This window comes from Kordiimonas sp. UBA4487 (assembly GCF_002389025.1).
GTDB lineage: Bacteria > Pseudomonadota > Alphaproteobacteria > Sphingomonadales > Kordiimonadaceae > Kordiimonas > Kordiimonas lacus.
Map to the genome: position 1 here is coordinate 270491 of NZ_DGNR01000011.1, position 18559 is coordinate 289049.

General features: G+C 58.4%; 23 protein-coding genes. 2 read left to right on the forward strand and 21 right to left on the reverse strand.

From position 1 onward, the window contains the following. Positions 1-39 precede the first annotated feature (39 nt). The 4 genes from B3Z17_RS06745 to B3Z17_RS06760 form a co-directional block, all read right to left on the reverse strand. Positions 40-606, reverse strand: a complete 567-nt coding sequence (locus B3Z17_RS06745) for an RNA methyltransferase (RefSeq protein WP_286829097.1) — start codon at positions 604-606, stop codon at positions 40-42. Continuing rightward, a complete protein-coding gene (locus tag B3Z17_RS06750) occupies positions 606-953 on the reverse strand; it encodes a low molecular weight protein tyrosine phosphatase family protein (RefSeq protein WP_349680298.1) in 348 nt (115 codons plus the stop codon). Before B3Z17_RS06750 ends, B3Z17_RS06745 begins: the two co-directional genes overlap by 1 nt. Further along, positions 932-1162: a hypothetical protein gene (locus B3Z17_RS06755; RefSeq protein ID WP_286829099.1), complete on the reverse strand. Its 231-nt coding sequence runs from the start codon at positions 1160-1162 to the stop codon at positions 932-934. The genes B3Z17_RS06750 and B3Z17_RS06755 overlap by 22 nt, the downstream gene beginning before the upstream one ends. 79 nt (positions 1163-1241) lie before the next feature. Next, a complete protein-coding gene (locus B3Z17_RS06760; RefSeq protein WP_286829100.1) occupies positions 1242-2546 on the reverse strand; it encodes an MFS transporter in 1305 nt (434 codons plus the stop codon). 108 nt (positions 2547-2654) lie between these two features. Here B3Z17_RS06760 and ispZ point away from each other — a divergent pair, with 108 nt between their 5' ends. Continuing rightward, positions 2655-3281: a septation protein IspZ gene (gene ispZ / locus B3Z17_RS06765; RefSeq protein ID WP_286829101.1), complete on the forward strand. Its 627-nt coding sequence runs from the start codon at positions 2655-2657 to the stop codon at positions 3279-3281. A gap of 14 nt (positions 3282-3295) precedes the next feature. Here the strand turns inward: ispZ and B3Z17_RS06770 are convergent, their stop codons facing one another. The 16 genes from B3Z17_RS06770 to ccmA form a co-directional block, all read right to left on the reverse strand. After that, a complete protein-coding gene (locus B3Z17_RS06770) occupies positions 3296-4078 on the reverse strand; it encodes an FkbM family methyltransferase (protein ID WP_286829102.1) in 783 nt (260 codons plus the stop codon). A gap of 83 nt (positions 4079-4161) precedes the next feature. Continuing rightward, a complete protein-coding gene (locus tag B3Z17_RS06775) occupies positions 4162-4860 on the reverse strand; it encodes a sulfotransferase domain-containing protein (RefSeq protein ID WP_286829103.1) in 699 nt (232 codons plus the stop codon). A 191-nt stretch (positions 4861-5051) separates the two neighbouring features. Next, entirely contained in the window at positions 5052-5576 is a 525-nt protein-coding gene (locus B3Z17_RS06780) for an NUDIX hydrolase (RefSeq protein ID WP_286829104.1), read from the reverse strand. Positions 5577-5620: 44 nt separating this feature from the next. Beyond that, positions 5621-7066: a M20/M25/M40 family metallo-hydrolase gene (locus tag B3Z17_RS06785; RefSeq protein WP_286829105.1), complete on the reverse strand. Its 1446-nt coding sequence runs from the start codon at positions 7064-7066 to the stop codon at positions 5621-5623. Between the two features lie 10 nt (positions 7067-7076). Then, the gene (locus tag B3Z17_RS06790) at positions 7077-7679 is read right to left on the reverse strand and encodes an acyloxyacyl hydrolase (RefSeq protein ID WP_286829106.1); all 603 of its coding nucleotides are present in this window, start codon (positions 7677-7679) and stop codon (positions 7077-7079) included. 57 nt (positions 7680-7736) lie between these two features. Continuing rightward, positions 7737-8018, reverse strand: a complete 282-nt coding sequence (locus B3Z17_RS06795; protein ID WP_286829107.1) for an ArsR/SmtB family transcription factor — start codon at positions 8016-8018, stop codon at positions 7737-7739. A 97-nt stretch (positions 8019-8115) separates the two neighbouring features. Next, complete coding sequence (locus B3Z17_RS06800; RefSeq protein WP_286829108.1) at positions 8116-8475, reverse strand: hypothetical protein; 360 nt, start codon at positions 8473-8475, stop codon at positions 8116-8118. Between the two features lie 153 nt (positions 8476-8628). Beyond that, on the reverse strand, positions 8629-9717 hold the full coding sequence (ccmI, locus tag B3Z17_RS06805; RefSeq protein ID WP_286829109.1) for a c-type cytochrome biogenesis protein CcmI: 1089 nt from the start codon (positions 9715-9717) through the stop codon (positions 8629-8631). Further along, positions 9714-10178 carry a cytochrome c-type biogenesis protein gene (locus B3Z17_RS06810; RefSeq protein WP_286829110.1) on the reverse strand — a complete coding sequence of 155 codons (465 nt, stop codon included), beginning with the start codon at positions 10176-10178 and terminating at the stop codon, positions 9714-9716. The genes ccmI and B3Z17_RS06810 overlap by 4 nt, the downstream gene beginning before the upstream one ends. After that, positions 10175-10705, reverse strand: a complete 531-nt coding sequence (locus tag B3Z17_RS06815; RefSeq protein WP_286829111.1) for a DsbE family thiol:disulfide interchange protein — start codon at positions 10703-10705, stop codon at positions 10175-10177. The genes B3Z17_RS06810 and B3Z17_RS06815 overlap by 4 nt, the downstream gene beginning before the upstream one ends. A gap of 2 nt (positions 10706-10707) precedes the next feature. Further along, entirely contained in the window at positions 10708-12678 is a 1971-nt protein-coding gene (locus B3Z17_RS06820) for a heme lyase CcmF/NrfE family subunit (RefSeq protein ID WP_286829112.1), read from the reverse strand. Beyond that, positions 12675-13154 (reverse strand): cytochrome c maturation protein CcmE, encoded by a 480-nt coding sequence (gene ccmE, locus B3Z17_RS06825; protein ID WP_068308468.1) that lies wholly within the window; start codon positions 13152-13154, stop codon positions 12675-12677. The genes B3Z17_RS06820 and ccmE overlap by 4 nt, the downstream gene beginning before the upstream one ends. Beyond that, entirely contained in the window at positions 13154-13333 is a 180-nt protein-coding gene (ccmD, locus tag B3Z17_RS06830) for a heme exporter protein CcmD (RefSeq protein WP_286829113.1), read from the reverse strand. The genes ccmE and ccmD overlap by 1 nt, the downstream gene beginning before the upstream one ends. Further along, the gene (locus B3Z17_RS06835; protein WP_286829114.1) at positions 13333-14052 is read right to left on the reverse strand and encodes a heme ABC transporter permease; all 720 of its coding nucleotides are present in this window, start codon (positions 14050-14052) and stop codon (positions 13333-13335) included. Before B3Z17_RS06835 ends, ccmD begins: the two co-directional genes overlap by 1 nt. Positions 14053-14138: 86 nt before the next feature. Next, complete coding sequence (gene ccmB / locus B3Z17_RS06840) at positions 14139-14831, reverse strand: heme exporter protein CcmB (protein ID WP_286829115.1); 693 nt, start codon at positions 14829-14831, stop codon at positions 14139-14141. After that, positions 14828-15511 carry a heme ABC exporter ATP-binding protein CcmA gene (gene ccmA, locus B3Z17_RS06845; RefSeq protein ID WP_068308472.1) on the reverse strand — a complete coding sequence of 228 codons (684 nt, stop codon included), beginning with the start codon at positions 15509-15511 and terminating at the stop codon, positions 14828-14830. The genes ccmB and ccmA overlap by 4 nt, the downstream gene beginning before the upstream one ends. 153 nt (positions 15512-15664) lie before the next feature. On the opposite strand from ccmA, the gene B3Z17_RS06850 reads away from it, so the two are divergent. Next, entirely contained in the window at positions 15665-17122 is a 1458-nt protein-coding gene (locus B3Z17_RS06850) for a phospholipase D-like domain-containing protein (protein WP_286829116.1), read from the forward strand. Positions 17123-17125: 3 nt separating this feature from the next. Here the strand turns inward: B3Z17_RS06850 and B3Z17_RS06855 are convergent, their stop codons facing one another. Then, on the reverse strand, positions 17126-18430 hold the full coding sequence (locus B3Z17_RS06855; protein ID WP_286829117.1) for an HD domain-containing protein: 1305 nt from the start codon (positions 18428-18430) through the stop codon (positions 17126-17128). Positions 18431-18559: the final 129 nt, after the last annotated feature.

Here is an 18559-nt window from a genome sequence, read left to right on the forward strand (position 1 = left end):
TCCCGATTGTCACACGCCCCAATCTCATGGGCGCCTGGCTTATTTATTCTCGTTTTTCAGCCGTCGTTCTATCCGGCTGAAGCGGCCGCCATGCACATGCGCCGGCTTCTCTATCGGTTTGCCGCCCGGCATCACCGGCCTTTCGGCGAAACCACCCAGCAGGCGCAAGCGGTCGTACATGACTATAGCACCTGCAGTCGCTACGTTAAGGCTGAACTTTGTCGGGATTTTGATCATGTGATCACAGCGCTCTGCCATGGCGTGCGACAGGCTCGTGCGCTCACCCCCCAGCACATAAACCGCCTGCACCGGATGGCGGAAACTCGGCAGGTCCACAGCGTCGTCCGTCATCTCGATGCCGACAAGCTGGCAGCCCTGCGGCACATGCACGTCAGCGGCTGTTTCATAATTAAAGAAAGGAATCTGCGTGGTGCTTTTACTGGTGTCGGCGAAATCGGCGGTGACCAGCTCGCCGGTGTGGGAGATTTTCATCGGGTTGACGGCAAAGGCGAAGGACGCGCCGAAGGAATGGGCCGTGCGCACCAAGTTGCCCACATTGCCTTCTTTTGACGGACCGTCGATCCCGATCCCGAAATAGCCGCGCATCACATGCCTTCCACTATTGCTGTTACTGACTGCTCCAGCTCTGCCACCAGCTCTCCATCCATATACTGATATATATCGGGAATATCGAGAACATAGAGCGGTTTATACTGAAGCGCCCGGCCAAACGCAGCCTTCAGGCGGCTTTTATGCTTGTCTTCCATCACGAAGATCATATCGGCCCAGTCGACATCCTGGACCGACACCGTCTTGCGGGCACGCGGGCTGGTGCCGGCAGACCGGGCCTCAAACCCGTCCCGCCTGCGCCAGATGTTTTCCGCTGTGGGGCTTCGCCACTGGTTGCGGCTGCAGATAAAGAGCAGCTTTTTTACCAATTGATGTCCCCCCATTCGCCGCTGTTCAGGCATTGCCGAACCGACCGGCGCGGATACTCAAATCCAAGCCTTTGCGCCCGTTTCAGTTTGACGTGCCGTATATAGAGCAAACCAAACTTCTTCTCCATACCGCCCTTGAAGGGCGGGCGTGGCTGGCCGAGGCGCGCTTTTCTTTTGGTGGCAGACTTATGACGCCGCCACCCTCTGTCACGGATAGTGTCCATGATCTTTCCTCCTTGGTTACCGGGTTCAGCAGCCGCGGTAATCCCAAGAGGGCGACGTTTTATACAGTCAGGACCGCCTTTATTGCAAGTCCGTGACCTCTTCCTTCACCCCCGCGGGCACGCTGAAGCGGGTCGCATAGGGGTGGAAGGCACCAATGCCGCAGGCCAGCATGATGGCGCCTGAGGCCACTAGAAGCGCGCCTTCGAGGTTGATTTCAAACGCCACGCCCATGATGACGGCGGCAATGGGCAACAGCCCGACCGACATGAACATGAGGAGGCTCATGACCCGCCCGAGCAGTTTTTCCGGCGTTCGTTTCTGCAAGAGCGTGGTGAAATGCACCCACACCCAGCTGTCGCCGCAGCCTGCGATGAAGAACACCACCATGCCCCACCAGTAGGGCGGATAGAGCACAATCAGCGCGATGGTCGCGCCCGAAAAGGTAAAGAGCGAAAACATGATGCGGATGATATTCTCATCCTTCGGGGCTTTGAAAACCCCGGCAGACGACGCACCTAGAAAGGCGCCCGAGCCGTAGGCCGCTATCTGCAGGCCGTAGATATAGGCACCCTCTTCAAAGCGCAGGTCCGCAAGCGCGGGCAGGCCGACAAAAATCGGCGCCTGGAAGAAAAATTCAAGCGCGGCAATGCCCAGGAACCCCAGGCGGAACGCTGGCACAGCCCAGACAAACCGCACCGCCACCTTGATCTCTTCAAGCATGGAAGTGCCGCCCTCGTCTTCCTTCTCAAGGCTGCGGGTGCGCACGAACAGAAGCGTGAGCGCGGAGGCGAAGAAGGTCAGGCCGTCGAGCGCAAAAGCACGCGCGAGCCCCTGTTGGTCATCCCCGAGCCCGATGGTGTGGGCCGCCGCAGAATGGGTGCCCAGGCTGGCTTCGCCGGCAATCACGAAACCCGCGATCAGCGGCCCGATAATCACCCCCAGCCACATGGTGGTCTGCACCAGCGCGTTGCCCTGCTTCAGCTGGTCTTTCTTCACCAGGCTGGGGACAATCGATGTGGTTGCCGGATAGAAGAAGGCATCCGCAACCCCGAACGCCAGCGCAATGGCAAAAACGATCCCGATTGTCACGCCGCCGGTGAACAAAAGATACGCCAGCACCGACATCAGCACCATGCGGATGACGTTGGTATAAAGCATCACCTTCCTTGGGCTTGTACGGTCCACCACCGCGCCGCCCATCAGCATCAGGATGGCGCGCGGCAGGCCCTGGGCCGCAAACACCAGGCCCATCATGAATTCGCTGCCCGTCAGCTGCAGCACCAGCCAGGGGAAGGCAAGCATGCTGATATGATCCCCGATCACGGAGATAAATTCGCCGATCCAGAAGATACGGAAGTTGCGATCTTTCAAAACCTGCAGCATAACTAGCCTGCTTTCCTGCGTTTGGTGGTGCGCTATCTAGCCAGCCACTTGATGACCGGGCAAGCGCCAAATGTGATCACAAATGCGCGATGAGGCACCGAAACCACTATGGATGACAAAAAAGCCACAATAGAAACCGGCACTGACGGCCAGCAGGACGCCAAACCACAGCTGACCGGCTGGCGCAAATTCATGCTGGATTTCGGCCCGCTCCTGGTGTTTTTCATCGCCTTCCGCTTTGGCGAAGGCGAACAGGCAGTGATCACCGCAACCATTCCCTTCATGGTCGCCATCGTCATTGCTGCCCTCTATTCAAAAGTGAAACTTGGCCACGTCAGCGCCATGCATAAATTCACCTTTGTAGTGGTCATGGTGATGGGCGGGCTGACGCTTTACCTGCAGAGCGCCGTTTTCGTGAAGATGAAACTGACCATCCTCAACGGCATCTTTGCCGGGATTCTTTTGTTCGGGTTGGCGACCGGGCGGCTTTATATCAAGTCCATCATGGAGCTGGCGTTTCACCTGCCGGATGCCGCGTGGCGGGTCCTGTCGCGCAACTATGCCATCTTCTTCCTGGTGATGGCGGCGGTGAACGAGCTGATCTGGCGCACGCAGAGCGACGAATTCTGGGTGAATTTCAAGACCTTCGGCTATACGGGCATCAACTTCATCTTCATCCTGGCGCACATGCCCATGCTGATGAAGCACATGCCGGAAGAAGACGAAAAGGCCTGACGGCCGCTGGGACATTATCCCGACACCGAGGCTCTCAAGATATCACTACAATAGCTCGGAAGACGCGATGCAAAGTTAGCCACTTCCTTCGGATACGCAACAAACTCCCAGCATTTTAGGGGGCTATGCCAGAGGTCACGAGTAAAGCGCTCTCCACTGATCACATACAGCTGATATCCGTGCCGTTCAAATAAGCTGAAAAAATCGTCCTTCGTGTAACCATACAACTGACTGGCACCATGGCGACCATTCTCAAAAATAATTACGGGCCGGTCACGCGCCACAAGGCGTTCCGCTCCCAATAGGGCGTGATACTCGCCGCCTTCGATATCAAGCTTCATCAGTGTGACACGACGGAACCAGGGCATCTTGCTATCAAGGCGACAGCAGTTTACCGCGATTTCCGCTAGACCACCTTCCTCGTCAGAAAAGGGGGCACTGCGTCGCTTCAAGCCGCTAAAAGCTTTTCTGTTTTCAAACAAGCTAAAACTAGCCTTACCAGCTTCTGCGGCCACCGCACATTCGTGCAGCTGAATATTCTTGAAGCCATGCTTTCGCGCTCGCTTTCGAAGCCTCTTGCAAAGACTGGGAATGGGCTCAAAGGCGACAATGCGTCCCTTCGAGCCAACCGCCTGCGCCATAGGAAACATGTGGCGGCCATTGTTGGCCCCCACATCAATGGCTACATCACCCTCCGCCAGCAAGTCTTCATAGATTTTCTGAACTATGGCCTCAAAATAATGGCCAACCGGCTGCCCTTGAGAGGCAGAAAGCGCGTGCAATTGTTGAATAATCATGGGCCCCCCATCTCATGAACTAATGGTGGCAAACCATATGTTTGGAATTTTATGAAATCAATTTAACGACAGGAAAGCAAGCCTTACGGCTTCAGGCTTTCAATCCAGCTATCGTCGGTTTCATAGCCCAGGATTTCAAGGGACCGCTGGTGTCTGTCGGCGAACGCACGACCCAGCTTCTGGTCGAACACGGTCTTCCACTGCGCCTTCTTGCCTGAGCGCCCGTGGTGGCCCACGGCGTTCTTGTTGGCGAAAAGCGAATGTTTGAGGAACGCTGACTTGGCCTTTCTGACCGGTAATTTGAGGTGTCGGCACACCTTGCTGAATTCGGTCAGCTCGGTGTCTTCCACCAGATCTTCATATTTCACCGTCAGGAAATTCTGCTCCAGGAACTGCTGCTGGGCCTTGTCGCCCTTGGCGTCCGTCATGGCGGCGATGGTGTCCGCGGCCGCATTATCCATCTCGAACCGGTAGCGATCCGTGATCGTCTCGAAGCTATTGATCATTTCAGCGTAGGTCTTGCCGTCAAAAAAAGGCTTGGCTTCGTGAAGCCAGGCCTCGGAGGATCTCGCGTGATAGTGCGCGCCGGAGATCACCACGTCGCGGGGGTCGCGGACAATACGGATACCCCGAACCTTTCGCTTCAGGAACGGCGCCGGAAAATGAGTATGATCTTCTAGGTATATGGTGTTTTTCTGCGGCACTGCCGCTGCGTCCGCCTCTCGCAGGTCAACAAAATCGCTGCCGATCGCTGCTGCAACATCCTTGAAAACTCGCCGCATCCAGACGGTCCCTGTCTTGTGGTAGGTGCCAATGCAGCGGATGGGCGAAGGACGGAGGCGGGTCAGTTGGGATATCATGGGGAGCAGAACACCATTCTTTGGAAAACTACGGAGGAAAACAACAGTCTCTCCCCTTACACCCTGTGCGGCAGGGAATAAAGCCGGTAGGCCCAAAAAGGCCAGCTCAGGCGTTAAACAGGGTTGGTGAAGGGAGCGAAACCGGACTTGCCTTGGGCCTCCCGGTGGTGGCCCAGCACCCAGTGCACACTGGGGAACGCCAGCTCGTCCCACGGGATGTCGTCCCACGCAAACAGCCCCACTTCCTGGCTTTCAATCCCCGGCGCAAAGTCCGGCGACTTGAGCGTGGCGCGGTACATCATATGCACCTGGCTGATGTGCCGCACCGAATAAACCGCCAGCAGATCGCGGATTTCGATATGCGCCGTGGCTTCCTCATAGGCTTCGCGCGCGGCACCCTCGTCAGGGCTTTCGCCAATCTCAAGAAAGCCCGCCGGGATCGTCCATTTGCCCTTCTGGGGAAAGATGGCGCGCTTGCACAAGAGGATCTTGCCGTCATGCTCCACCACCGATCCGGCGATGATGCGCGGGTTCTCGTAGGCGATGAAGCCGCAGTCACGGCAGACAAGCCGTTCGCGTTCGTCGCCTTCGGGCACGGTGTGGTGGAAGTTTTTGGGTGCTTTTGGTGCGTTCGCCATGATTAGAAATCTAAGGCGGTCACGCGGGCTGTCCAGCCCTAATTCTACTCCGACACCGGATCTCTCAGGAATGCCTCCAGGCCCAGGAATAGCTGGCGATAAAAGTGGCCCGCCTCTTCCACATTCTGGGTCGTTACCCATTCACCGATGCCGTGGGGACCCTGCAGTTGCTCGGCTGTCAGGTGTACCGGTGTAAACCCGAAGACATGGTCACTCAGCACCCGATAATGGCGGGCGTCAGTCCCGCCGGTGATCAGCCAGGGTGAGATGAAGGTGGCATCAGGAAACTGTGTCCGTGCAAGCCTGGCAAGGGCCTGGTAGGGCCTTGAGCCGGTGTCGCTTGCCGGGCGCGGGTTACGCGGCTGCAGATGCTGTTTCACCGAAATCTCGATCGCGGGGTCATCAATAGCCCTGGTGACGTGCGCCACGACACTTTCGATCGTGTCTCCTGGCAAGATGCGAATATTCACATTGGCCTCAGCAATTTCCGGGATCGAATTGGCCTTCGTGCTGCCGCTGATCATGGTGGGTACCATGGTGGTGCGGATCATGGCATTGCTGGCTGGGCGGCTGGCCAGGCGGTTCCTGACCACGCTTTGAAAAAGCCATCGGTTGCGCAGAGCAACGCCATCAAGCCCTGTCATCACAGCTCCCATATGATCAAGTAGCGCGCTTGTCGCCGCTGTGAGCTTCGCATCGAACGGATTGTCCGCAAGCCGCACCAAAGCTCTCGCCAACCGGGTTACCGGCGTGTTAGGGCCGGGGCTTGAGGAATGGGAAAAGCCAGGTTGGGCGCTGCTCCTCAATGTCAGGTTTACCTCACCCTTCTCGGCAATGCCGATCAGACCAATGTAGCCGGGGATGTCGCCAAGCAGGGTTCCTTCCAGCACACCGCCGCCCTCATCCAGGACAAAGGAAAACCGGCCAACTCTGGTGGCCAAATGCTTGGCCATGGCCCTGGCTCCTGCGCCGCCACCTAGTTCTTCATCATGCCCGAAGGCAAAATATACATCCGTTGGCGGCTGATACCCCTCCGCAAGCAATCTTTCGGCAGCCCCCAAAAGGGTGATCACCTGTATTTTATTGTCGAAAGCCCCGCGTCCATAGATTCGGTCGCCTGCAATCGCACCGGAAAACGGCGGTTGGTCCCAGGCCCACACATCGCCCTCACGGACAGGCACCACATCCATATGGGCGGTCAACAAAACCGGCAAACTAGTTTGTTGCCGTCCCGGCCAATGATAGAGCAGGCTGTAGTCCCCGACACGCTCGCGCTCCAGTTCAGCATGGACACGGGGGAAGCTTGCTTTCAGGAAGTCATGGAATTCGTTGAAGGCTGCCATGTTTCGATTGGCGGGGTCATCATGGGATATGGTTTCAATCCGCAACGCTTGGGACAGCTTTTCAATGTCAGGGTTTTCCGGTGTATCCGCCCAAAGCGGGCTGATACACAGAAGCGATGCAAACAAGGCAATTGGCACAAGACGCATGATTTCCTCCTTAGAAACGATACTGCAGGCCAAGCGTAACGCCTTGGCTATCCACCGCAGGATTCCGGTCGGGGGTGTCCATCATGCCGTTGGAAATATGCATATAGCGGTAACCGAGCTCGAGGACCGCGCGTTCCGACAGGCTGTATGACAGGCTTCCGCCAAGCCGGGACATGATGTTCCAGTGCGTGCCACCAGTGGGATACTGCTTGTCGTAAACCACGCCCCCGATCGAGCCTTCCGCGAACAGCCCGATCCGGCCGCTTTTCAGAAGATGGAAGCGCGCCATGATACCGGCACCCGCGCCAACAGAGTCCTCGTCCATGCGCCCCAAGTCAGGGTTCCAGTCATCAGTGGAGTAGCCAGTATTTCGCACCAACGTCATCTGGCCAAACAGCTCAAGCCTTTCCCAGGACAAAAAGCCCACGGCAGCGTCAAGCAAAAGCGTATCGATGTTCCTGTCGCTATGGACAGACGTCATATATGCCGCGCTGAAAACGGTGTTTAGGTCGCGGTCGGCTTCACCGGTTTCATCAGCGCGGTCCGCTGCTGCTGCGCCACCCGCCAGAGTGAAGCTAGCGATCAGAGCCAGAACCATCCTTTGTCGTGTCATTTCTTTCTCTCCAAAACTATATTTCGAAAAATATCGAAACGTATGGGTAAATTTTTTTCAGCAGCAGCGGAAACGATCAGCCAGTTCGCTAAAAATTCGCACCATAAACTCACGGTCCCCTTTATAGAGCACATCCTTGCCCTCCTTCCGGGACACAAGGATGCCAACACGCTTAAGTTCCTTCAGGTGGTGGGATGCTGTTGAAATGGCAATGTCCATTTCCTTTGCCACAGCGCTGACGGAATGCTCTTCGCCATCCAGAAAGATATCGACAATGATTGCCTGCCGGGTATCGCTGGCCAGTGCCTTGAAGAAGTCAATCAGTTGATCACGGTTCATGGTGCTTCCAAACAATTCGATATTATTCGAAATATAGTAATGATACTGCAGAATGCAAGGGGTGTTTCAGTCCAGACTGAAAAAAGAAGAAAGAAAATCAGACGCGGATATCGATGATCTGCCCCAGCGGCACATCGCGCTGGCTGTTTGCCTGAGTTGACAAACGGCCGATCGGCGCTTCCCGCTGCCCGGCGCCCAGTTCGCCAACCCTGCTTTGCGCCGCCTCAAGCTCCTGCGACGAGGACAGGTCCGCGTTCCGGTTCGATTTTTCAGATTGCTGCGCCGGCGCCTGCCTGTTGCCTTCGCTCTGGCGCGCCTTGATACGCTCCTCGATCACGTCCGTCGGGCGGGGCGTCAGGTCGAGTTTGTTTGCTGCGGCCCGTGCACCACGGCCATTCTGAAGCTGAGCCTGCAACTGGGACTGAAGCCCAGAGGCGTTCGGGTTAATGTCGACCATGGTCTTTTGACCTCAATCTCACGAGTAGGCTATTTTAGCGCTGGAATCTGGCAGTCGAATTCTTCGGGCCGATTAATGTTCCGGTATCCATTGGGAGCCCTGACGGGCCAAAGCTCCTGTCGCGCATATTACTGCGCAATTCTGACCAGAGTCTTAAAGATCGGGATTGGACGTCAAATTGTCAAGAAAGGCCTGCAAGACAGCAGCCTTTTCGCCTGAAACATGGCTTAAACCGCGCTCCAGGGCATCAATCGCCGCATCCTGGTCCCCCATCGCAAGGTAGGAGCGCGCCAGCATCATCCAACCCTCGGCGTCATCCGGCGCCGATTCGAGCTTGGCTTCAAGCCGCGCCATCATGCTGGCGATGAAGGCCCGGCGCTGGTCTTCGGTCATATTCTCAACCGACGCGACTTGCTCGTCCGTCAATTTCGGCGGCGCAACGCCCAGACTTGAGAGCTGGCGCCTGAGAACCGGCATCCAGGGCGCATCAGGCGCAGACCTGTCAGCCAGCGCCGTCCAAGTGGCCTTTGCGCCCACCTCATCACCCGCCTGCAGGCGGGCGAGGCCCAGATAATATTGTCCCGCTGCATGGTCCGGGAACTCTTCGATCAGCTTGCCCAGCACCAGGCGGGTGGCGGGCGAAATCTGCCCCCCGGACATGGCAATCATGGCTTCCAGCTGTTGCGCGCGCCAGGTGGCATTGGTTGGGTCCAGCATGGCAAGCTGGCCGAAGGCGTTGGCGGCGGTCGAGAAATCGCGCACAGACCGCGAGGTCTTGGCCAGTATTTCCCAGGCTTTCTGGTCCTGCGGCGCGTCCTTCAGGTGCTTCTGGATGGACTTGATGGCTTCACCAAACGTCGGACCGCCTTCTTCCACCAACTGGTCGAGGCTGCTTGCCACCATGCCGGGTTTAGCCGGCAGGTCGGGCCGCCCCATGAAGCCATAGAGCGTGAAGGCAGCCACAAGGGTTACCGCAGCCAGCAGGACCGGCAGGCGCTTGTCGCCCACAACTGTGCCCGCGCTGGTTTTCTGTTTTGCCACCTTGAGAATGCGGCGCTCAACCTCAAGGCGGGCCGCCCGGGCGCTTTCCGCGTCCACGACGCCGCGGGCCTCATCTTCCGTGATTTCATCAAGCTGGGCGCGGTAATGATCCAGCGGGTCGACCGTCTTGCCGCGCCCGCGTCCAATGATCAGCACGAGCGCAACCAGAAGGGCTGTCAGGGCAAGCAAAAGCCAGATCATACGTCGTCCTTTCGCTTGCCGAGAATCTTATCAAGTTCGGCCTGTTCTTCAGCGCTGAGCGGCACCGGCGCAACGGGTTTCTTGCGGGACCGGAGCACCATATAAACCACAAAACCCAGGAAAATGAACGGCGAGCCCCACAGGAAATAGGTGGTCGGCTTCAAGGGCGGCTCGAGCAGTACATAATCGCCGTAGCGGTCAACCAGATAGGCCTTCACATTATCCGGCGTGTCGCCCATGGCGATGCGTTCGCGCACAATCTGCCGAAGGTCACGCGCAATATCGGCGTTCGAATCCTCAATCGACTGGTTCTGGCATACCACACAGCGCAGCTCTTTCATCAGCTCCCGCGCCATGGCTTCCTTGGCCGGGTCTTCGAGCGGCTTTTCATCCACCGCGACCGCAAGCGCCGCGACAGTCAGGGCAATGGTAAGCAGGATTGCTGTGAGCGCGCGCATCATTTCAGCGCCTCCAGGGCCGGCAGCACCTGGGCTTCAAGCCCGTCGCCCACAATCGGGCCCCAGTGGCGGTAGACAATGGTGCCGCTGCCGTCGACCAGGAAGGTTTCCGGCACACCGGTCACGCCCCAGTCAATGGCCACACGGCCATCCAGGTCAGCGCCGGTTTTTGCAAACGGGTTGCCAAGCTCATCCAGGAAAGCGAGCGACCGGTCCGGCGTGTCCTTGTAGGCGATGCCAATGATGCTTACGCCGTGTTCGCGTGCCAACGCCATCAGGCTTTCATGTTCGGCACGGCACGGCACACACCAACTGGCAAAGAAATTCACCAGCACCGGTTCCCCGGTCCTGAGGTCCGCGTCCGTCAGCCCGGGCGCACCGGCGTCCAGTCCCGGCAGCGCAAAAGCCGGTGCCGGTTTGCCGATCATCACGCTTTTGATCTCATTCGGGTTGCGGCCCTCCTGTGTCATCATCATGAAGAACAGGCCCGCCAGCGCGAGAACGATGATAAGGGGGACAAACCGCTGCATGATCAGGCCTCCGCGCTCAATTTTTTCGCCTTGGGTGCGCCGACCCGGAGCCGCCGGTCGCTGAGCGACAGCAAGCCGCCCAGAACCATCATCGCGGCCCCCAGCCACAGGCCAACAACAAACGGCTTGAAATATAGCCGGACAGACCAGCGCCCCCCGCCCGCGGCCTCGCCGATCACGGCATACAGGTCGCCCGACACCATCGAATGGATCGCGGCTTCGGTGGTGTTCATCACTGGGTCTGTATAGAGCCGGTCCTGCGGCTCAAGCGTAATGTCGGCACCGCCCGATTTCGGGCTAGCGTAAAAATGGCCCTGAATGGCAGTATAATTGGGGCCCGTAACCGGCGCCACGCCGTCAAACCGGACGCTATAGTCGCCCACCTCAGCCGTATCACCGCGCTGCATGATCACCAGCTTTTCCTCGGTCCAGGCCTCGGAAATGGTGATGCCGAACAGCAGCACCGCAACGCCAGCATGTGCCAGGCTCATGCCCCAGCCGGCCCGCGGCAGGTGGCGCAGGCGGCGCAGGAAGCCCGCCGGATTCTTGACCAGTTGGGTGCGCTCCGCGATTTCCATCGCCACAGACGCCAAAAGCCAGGTCGCCAGCAGCAGGCCGAAGGCGGTCATCACCAGGCCGCCTGCCGTTTGCCAATAGGTGAACAGCCCCACCACCAGCCCCACAACAAGCGCCGGCAACAGCGTGGTGGCCGCGCGTGGCAGACGCCCGCGTTTCCAGGCCAGCAACGGCCCAAACCCCAGCGCCACAATGAGGGGGCTCATCAAGACAATTGCACCGAAATCGAAGAAGGGCGCGCCCACGCTGATCTGCCCGGAACCCATGGCTTCAAGCACCAGCGGATACAGAGTACCCACCAGCACCACACCGGCGAAGGTCGACAGCAGGATGTTATTGAGGACAAGTGCGCTTTCGCGGCTCACGAGCCCGAACAAGCCGCCCGGTGTCAGTTTGGGTGCACGCCAGGCATAGAGTGTCAGCGCCCCGCCGATCACGACCACCAGGAAGGCCAGAATGAAGACGCCCCGCGCTGGGTCATTGGCGAAGGCATGCACGCTGGTGATCACGCCCGAGCGCACCAGGAACGTGCCCAAGAGGCTGAACGAGAAGGCCACGATCGACAGCAGGATCGTCCAGCTTTTGAGCGCGTCGCGTTTTTCCACCACAATGGCAGAATGCAGGAGCGCCGTTGCCACAAGCCAGGGCATGAAGCTGGCGTTTTCAGCCGGGTCCCAGAACCACCAGCCGCCCCAGCCGAGCTCATAATAGGCCCACCATGACCCCAGAATGATACCGGCCGTCAGGAACATCCAGGCCACCAAGGTCCAAGGCCGCACCCAGCGCGCCCACAGGGGCGTCACTTCGCCTTCGATCAGCGCCGCGACGGCAAAGGAAAAGGCGACGGACAGGCCGACATACCCGAGGTACAGCATGGGCGGATGGAAGGCGAGGCCCGGGTCCTGCAGCAGGGGGTTCAGGCCGTTGCCTTCAAAAGGCGCCGGGTCAAGCCGGACGAACGGGTTGCTGGTGAAAATGATAAACAGCAGGAAGCCAACCACAAGGGCGCTCTGCACCGCGATCACCCGTGTGCGGAAGCGCTGCGGCAGCTTGCGGCCCTTGAGCGACAGGGCGGCGGCAAACAGCGTCAGCATCAATATCCACAGCAACAGGCTGCCCTCATGGTTGCCCCACACGCCCGCGATCTTATAGAGCATCGGCTTGGCCGAATGCGAATTGGCAGCCACGGCGTAAACGGAAAAATCAGAGATGATATAGCTGTACATCAAGGCGCCGAACGCAATGATCGCCATCAGGAACTGGCCGATCGCCGCATTGTCCGCTACCGCCATCAGGCGGCTGTCGCCGCGGGCGATGCCCACATGCGGCACCGTAGCACCAAGAAGCGCCAACACAAGCGCCAGGATGGTGGCGAAATGGCCCAGCTCTGCGATCATCTGCCGTCCTGCCCTGCCGTCAGGGCTTCAGGGTGGCCGCAGGCTTCTTCATTCTTCGGCAGTGTGCCGGGGGCTGCGTAATTTTCATCGTGCTTGGCCAGAACCGTGTCGGCCACAAAGACCCCATCGGCGTTCAGCGCGCCTTCGGAGACCACACCCTGGCCTTCACGGAACAGGCTGGGCATGATGCCAGTATAGCTCACCGGCAGGTCTGCGGCGCAGTCTGTCACCCGGAACTCGTACGTCAGACCGTCATCCTTGCGCGCGACCGAGCCGGTTTCCACCAGGCCGCCCAGGCGAAAACGCTGGCCCACGGCCACCTTCTGCTGGAACACCTCGGAGGGCTGCAGAAACAGGTTGAAGCTGCCGGTCTGGCGCCCGGCGAATACGATCAGGAAGGCAGCAAGCGCAAGCACGGCCACAGCCACAATCATCACCACAAGGCGCTGGCGTTTTCTGGTCTTAAGGCCCGCCATCAGCTGTCTCCCTCGTCAGGTTTCCTGCGGCGCTTCGGGCGCATGCGCTCCACCTCTGCCGCCGCCGCCTTATTCGCACGCAGGCTGAGAACCGCAAGCGCCACAAGCGCCACGGCAGTGACGCCATAAGCGCCCCAGACAAAGGGGCCTACACTGCCCATGTCAAAAAGGTCTGTCATCAGCCGGTCACCCTGCTCATGCGCAAGACACTGAGCTTGCGGCGGTTGATCTCGAGCTTCATCCTATAGAGAAACACGAGAACAAAATAGGCCTTGAAGGCGATGGCCATCATAAACAACGGCCAGAGCATGTCGGCGCTGATGGTCGGCCCGTCCAGCCGGAACACGCTGGCGGGCTGATGCAGCGTGTTCCACCATTCGACCGAGAATTTGATGATCGGCAGGTTGATCACGCCCACAAGTGCGAGGATGGAGGCCGCGCGGCCTGCCTTGTCTTCCTCATCCATGCTGCGCCAGATGGCCATATAACCCAGATACAGGAAAAACAGCACCAGCACCGATGTCATGCGACCGTCCCACTGCCAATAGGTGCCCCAGGTGGGTTTGCCCCACAGCGCGCCGGTGATCAGCGCCAGCGCCGTGAAGGTGGCGCCAATGGGCGCGGCGGCCTTGCCCGCCAGGATCGCCAGCGGGTGGCGCCAGACAAATTCGGTGAAGCTTGCGCCTGCCACCACCAGATAGCAGAACATGGCCATCCAGGCCGCCGGCACATGCACATACATGATGCGCACGCTTTCGCCCTGATACTGGTCCGGTGGGCTGCCGAGGAACGCCAGATAGAGGCCATAGACAAGCGATGCCGCCAGCACAAGTTTCGCCCAAGGCAGAATCCTGTCTGCCAGGCGGTTGAACTGAGCTGGATTGGCGAATCTATGCATGGCCTTTACCTATAGTGATCCCGCGCGCGCGGCAAGTGCGACGTGATGCCTCACACAGCCTTGTTATTCAAGCGACAGCGCCAGCACTATTCAAGCGACAAGCGAAGCGCCTGGGCGCTGACAAACGGGCCGATCACAAGCGCCAGCAAACTGGCCGCCCCCAGAAGCGCCAGCGGCTGGGTTGGGTCCACCAGTCCGGCGGTCGCGTCCACCGCGCCCACGGCGAAAATCAGCGTCGGCACATAAAGGGGCAGCACCAGAAGTGAGAGCAAAACCCCGCCCCGGCGCACCGATACCGTCAGCGCCGCGCCCATGCTGCCGATCAGGCTGAGCGCGGGCGTGCCGACAAGAAGCGAGATCAACAGCGTCCCATAGGCGCCGTCCGGCAGGTTCATCAGCATGCCAAGGACCGGCGAGATGACCACAAGCGGCAGCACGGTGGAGACCCAGTGCGCCAAAATCTTGGCCGCCGCCACGCCCGTGAGCCCAAGGGGCGACAGCGCCAGATCATCCAGACTGCCGTCTTCAAAATCCGCCTGATACAGCCGGTCAAGGCTGATCAGGCACGCAAGCAAAGCCACCACCCAAATAACGCCTGGCGCGATACGCGCCAGGATCTGCGGCTCCGGCCCCACGCCAAACGGGAACAGGGTGACGGCAATCAGGAAGAAGCTGAGCGCCATGGTGCCCGTGCCGCCCTGCGACCAGGCCAGGCGCACATCGCGCTTCACGATGCCGAAGAAAATACCGCTAAGGGAAGTATCGGGAGCCATGGTCATAGCCATGCCTCCTCAAGGCTGACTTTGGGCTGATAGTCGCGCATGTCAATCATCGCGCCCTCAACCCCGATCGGGTCGTGGGTCGCGGCAATGATCATGCCGCCCGCGTCCAGGTGGGCACGCATCAGGCCCGCCAGCGCTTCGCGGTTTTCAGTGTCCAAACCCACGGTGGGTTCATCCATCAGCCACAGCGGGCGCTTCAGGTAAGCGAAACGCATCAGATTCGACCGGTGCCGCTGCCCGCTGGAAAAATATCGCACCGGCTGGTCCAGAAGCCCGGTCAGGCCGAACACGTCGGCGGCGTCCGCCAGCGCCACATCGCCCACGGCGTGCCCGGTCATCAGGCGCGTCAGCTCGCGGGCGTTTTCCCGCAGCGTCAGCACCGGCTTCAGCGCATTGTCGTGGCCGGCATAAATCAGTGCTTCCGAGAGCGCCGCATCGCCGCGCCACCAGGCGTCATCGCCAACCATCAGCGTGCCACCGTGGATGCGCAGATAGCCCGCGATCAACCTGAGGAGCGTCGATTTGCCGCTGCCGTTTTTGCCCCTGAGATACAGAAGCTCGCCGGGATCAAGGGTGAAGGAAAGACGCTCAAACACCATCCGCCCGCCACGGAAGCAGGCAAGATCGTCTGCCCGCAAGGGTTTCGGGGCGGTCGCGAATGTGGAACGTGAGGCCATGAGCGCACGCTAGCGCCATTCCCCGCCCTGCTCAAGCAAGAAATCAGCCTGTAATTTCAGGCGCCTAGGGCGGTCTGCCAAATCATCTTTGGGCCTTCACAGGCGGGGCCAAACCCCTATATGGTGATAAGAAGATCATTCGGATGGGGAATTATGAATCTGGAAGCACTGATATGGCCTAACGGCTGGCTGATAGTGGGCTTTGTTTTCCTGGCCCAGCTGCTTGCCAGCATCCATATTCTGCGCACCAAGAATGACGTGCGCTCGGCCATCACCTGGATCGGCCTGGTCTGGATCGCCCCCATGCTGGGGCTGCTGAGCTACATCCTGTTCGGCATCAACCGCATCAGGCGCCGGGCCCGGCGCGTGCGGGAACGCCGGGGCATGGCACCGAGGCCCGAACACGCACGCGAGCCTGAAGGCCCCGCCTTGACTGACGGCGTGCCGGACGCGGCCAACCGGTGGCAGGCCCACGCGCGCCTTGGCGGCCGTGTTACCAACCTGCCGCTGACGCTGGGTAACAGCATTGAGCCACTGACGGGCGGGCGCGAAGCCTATGACGCCATGATCCAGGCCATCGACGGCGCCAAACGCACCGTCGCGCTGACCACCTATATCTTCCAGGCGGACCAGGCTGGCAGGCGGTTCGTAGCCGCACTGGCGCGGGCGCACGAACGCGGCGTTCAGGTGCGGGTGCTGGTGGATGCAGTGGGCAACCTTTATGGCCTGAAGCCGGTCTCGAACCTTCTCAGGCGGCGCGGGGTGCCTGTGGCGGTGTTCAACCCGGCGCGGCTGTCGTGGCGGCTGGCCTTCTTCAACCTGCGCACCCACCGGAAGCTCCTGATCGTGGACGGCAACATGGGCTTCGCCGGCGGCATGAACATTCGCAAGCATCACCTGGAACGCACTGACGGCAGCCCGCGGGTGCGCGACACCCACTTCCGCCTCAAGGGCCCCATTGTCAGCCAGATGATGGAAGCTTTCGCCGATGACTGGGCTTTTTCCACCAAGGAAGACCTGGATGACGCGGTGTGGATGCCGCCCGCTGAACCGCAAGCGCCCAATATCACTGCGCGGTCCATCCCCGACGGGCCTGACGAATATTACCACAAGACCGCCATGATCATGGAAAGCGCGCTTTCAAGCGCGCGCAAACGGGTGCAGCTGGTAACACCTTATTTCCTGCCGGAACCGGGGTTGATTGCCGCGCTCAAGCAGGCGGCGCTTCGGGGGGTACAGGTGGATATCCTGGTGCCAAGCCAGAACAACCTGCCGCTCTTTGCGCTGTCATCGCTATCGGGTGCGCGGCAACTGGTGCAGATTGGCTGCAATCTCTATCTGTCCGAGCCACCGTTCGACCATACCAAACTGATGATTGTGGATGACGACTGGGTGCTGTTCGGGTCTTCCAACTGGGACGCCCGGTCGCTGAAGCTGAACTTCGAATTCAATGTGGAATGCTATGATGCCCGCTTCGCCGGCACCATGACCGACTGGGTGCGGGAACGCATGAGCCGCGCCACCCCCATGACACGGGACGATTTCAAGAACCGGTCTACCTTCAAGCGCGCGCTGGGCCGCGTGCTGTGGCTTTTGAGCCCCTACCTTTAAGTATTATCGACCAGACGGCTGATGACAGACTTCTTCAACGAAAGCGTCATAAAGTTCGGCTTTCTCAGGCCCTGAATCACCATCCGATTCGGGAAGATAGTATACTCTACGGCCAGAATAATCGAAGTTGCTTAACTGACTAAGCAAGGCATCACGTCTACTAATCAGCAATTCGGCCTCCAGCTTACCTGTTGCAAGTATTTTGACTGCTGTAGCCTTTTGGACATCGTCCAAATGGTCATGATCTGTTTCACCAGCTATTTTGCTTAGCTGGAGGGGAGCTTTCCACACATAAAACCGATCCGGCGAAATACCAAACTTTGCCGCGACAGCCTTTTTAGCTTTCTCGAATAGCTGAAGAGGTAGTGAGGATTCGCCTTTTTTCTTAATTTCTTCCCAAGCAGCAATCATTTTAGCGGGGCGCCGGTTCAATATTGCCCTAGCATGATCACGTATGACGATGTCCTCTTCTAAGGTTGAGGTTGAGAGTTCACCTACCAATTCACGTAGTTTTTCAAAAACATTTTGATCGTCAAAATTGTACCAATCCCCAGACTGAATTTGGCAAATCATATTTTGAGCAGAACAGTCAAGTTTGCCTATTTTCAGGAGCTTATTTATGCAGCTCACCAAACTCCATTCAACTGCAGCAACCGTCTTATTAAACGGGACCTGCATATAATCATAATATCTTGATACCAACAGGTGATCAGCTGCACGCATCGCCTTTTGCAGAAAACAATATTGGCCGGTGTCGTCTACAGTCGCCTGTTCAATTATATATTTGATGTCTACAGAGCCATAAGGCGCACCACTGAAATGAGCTGTACGCCGCAAATAGTCCAGTCGATCGCAGTCAAGGTCTGAGCTTATTATTCCGATAAGCGGGTCCGGGGTACCCTTGGAAAATATATCCTCCAGAGTATTAATTTCAAATCCATGTCGTTCGAAAATTGATCTCAATTCGCCATCATGCTTGAGAATCTGTTCCCCGAGATTTTCATGATCAAATGAAGGAGGTAGATCGTTTGGAATTGCTGACTGTTGATTGGCATCGCTCTGACCATCAATCGCTAGCAATGTTTTAGCATAATAGTTTTCGATTACATGTTCAGTTGCATGTGAGAAAGGATAATGCCCTATATCATGCAGCAGTCCCGCCAATCGATATGCTACTATTTTAGATTTGCTAATTTTTTCGCCACTGTTTCGGGAAATCGCTTTCAGGATTTGACCTGCATTGTGACAAGCCCCGATTGAGTGTGAAAAACGAGAATATCCGGCCCCTGGAAATACCAGATGTGCCAAGCCCAACTGCCTTACATTGTGAAGTCGTTGAAAAGTCCTGGATGAAGCGACTTCTGCCTCAAGCTTGCTGAGGCCTATGCTTCCGTGGACTGGGTCAGTAATTGTCTTGTGTTGGAAGTGCGTACCCAC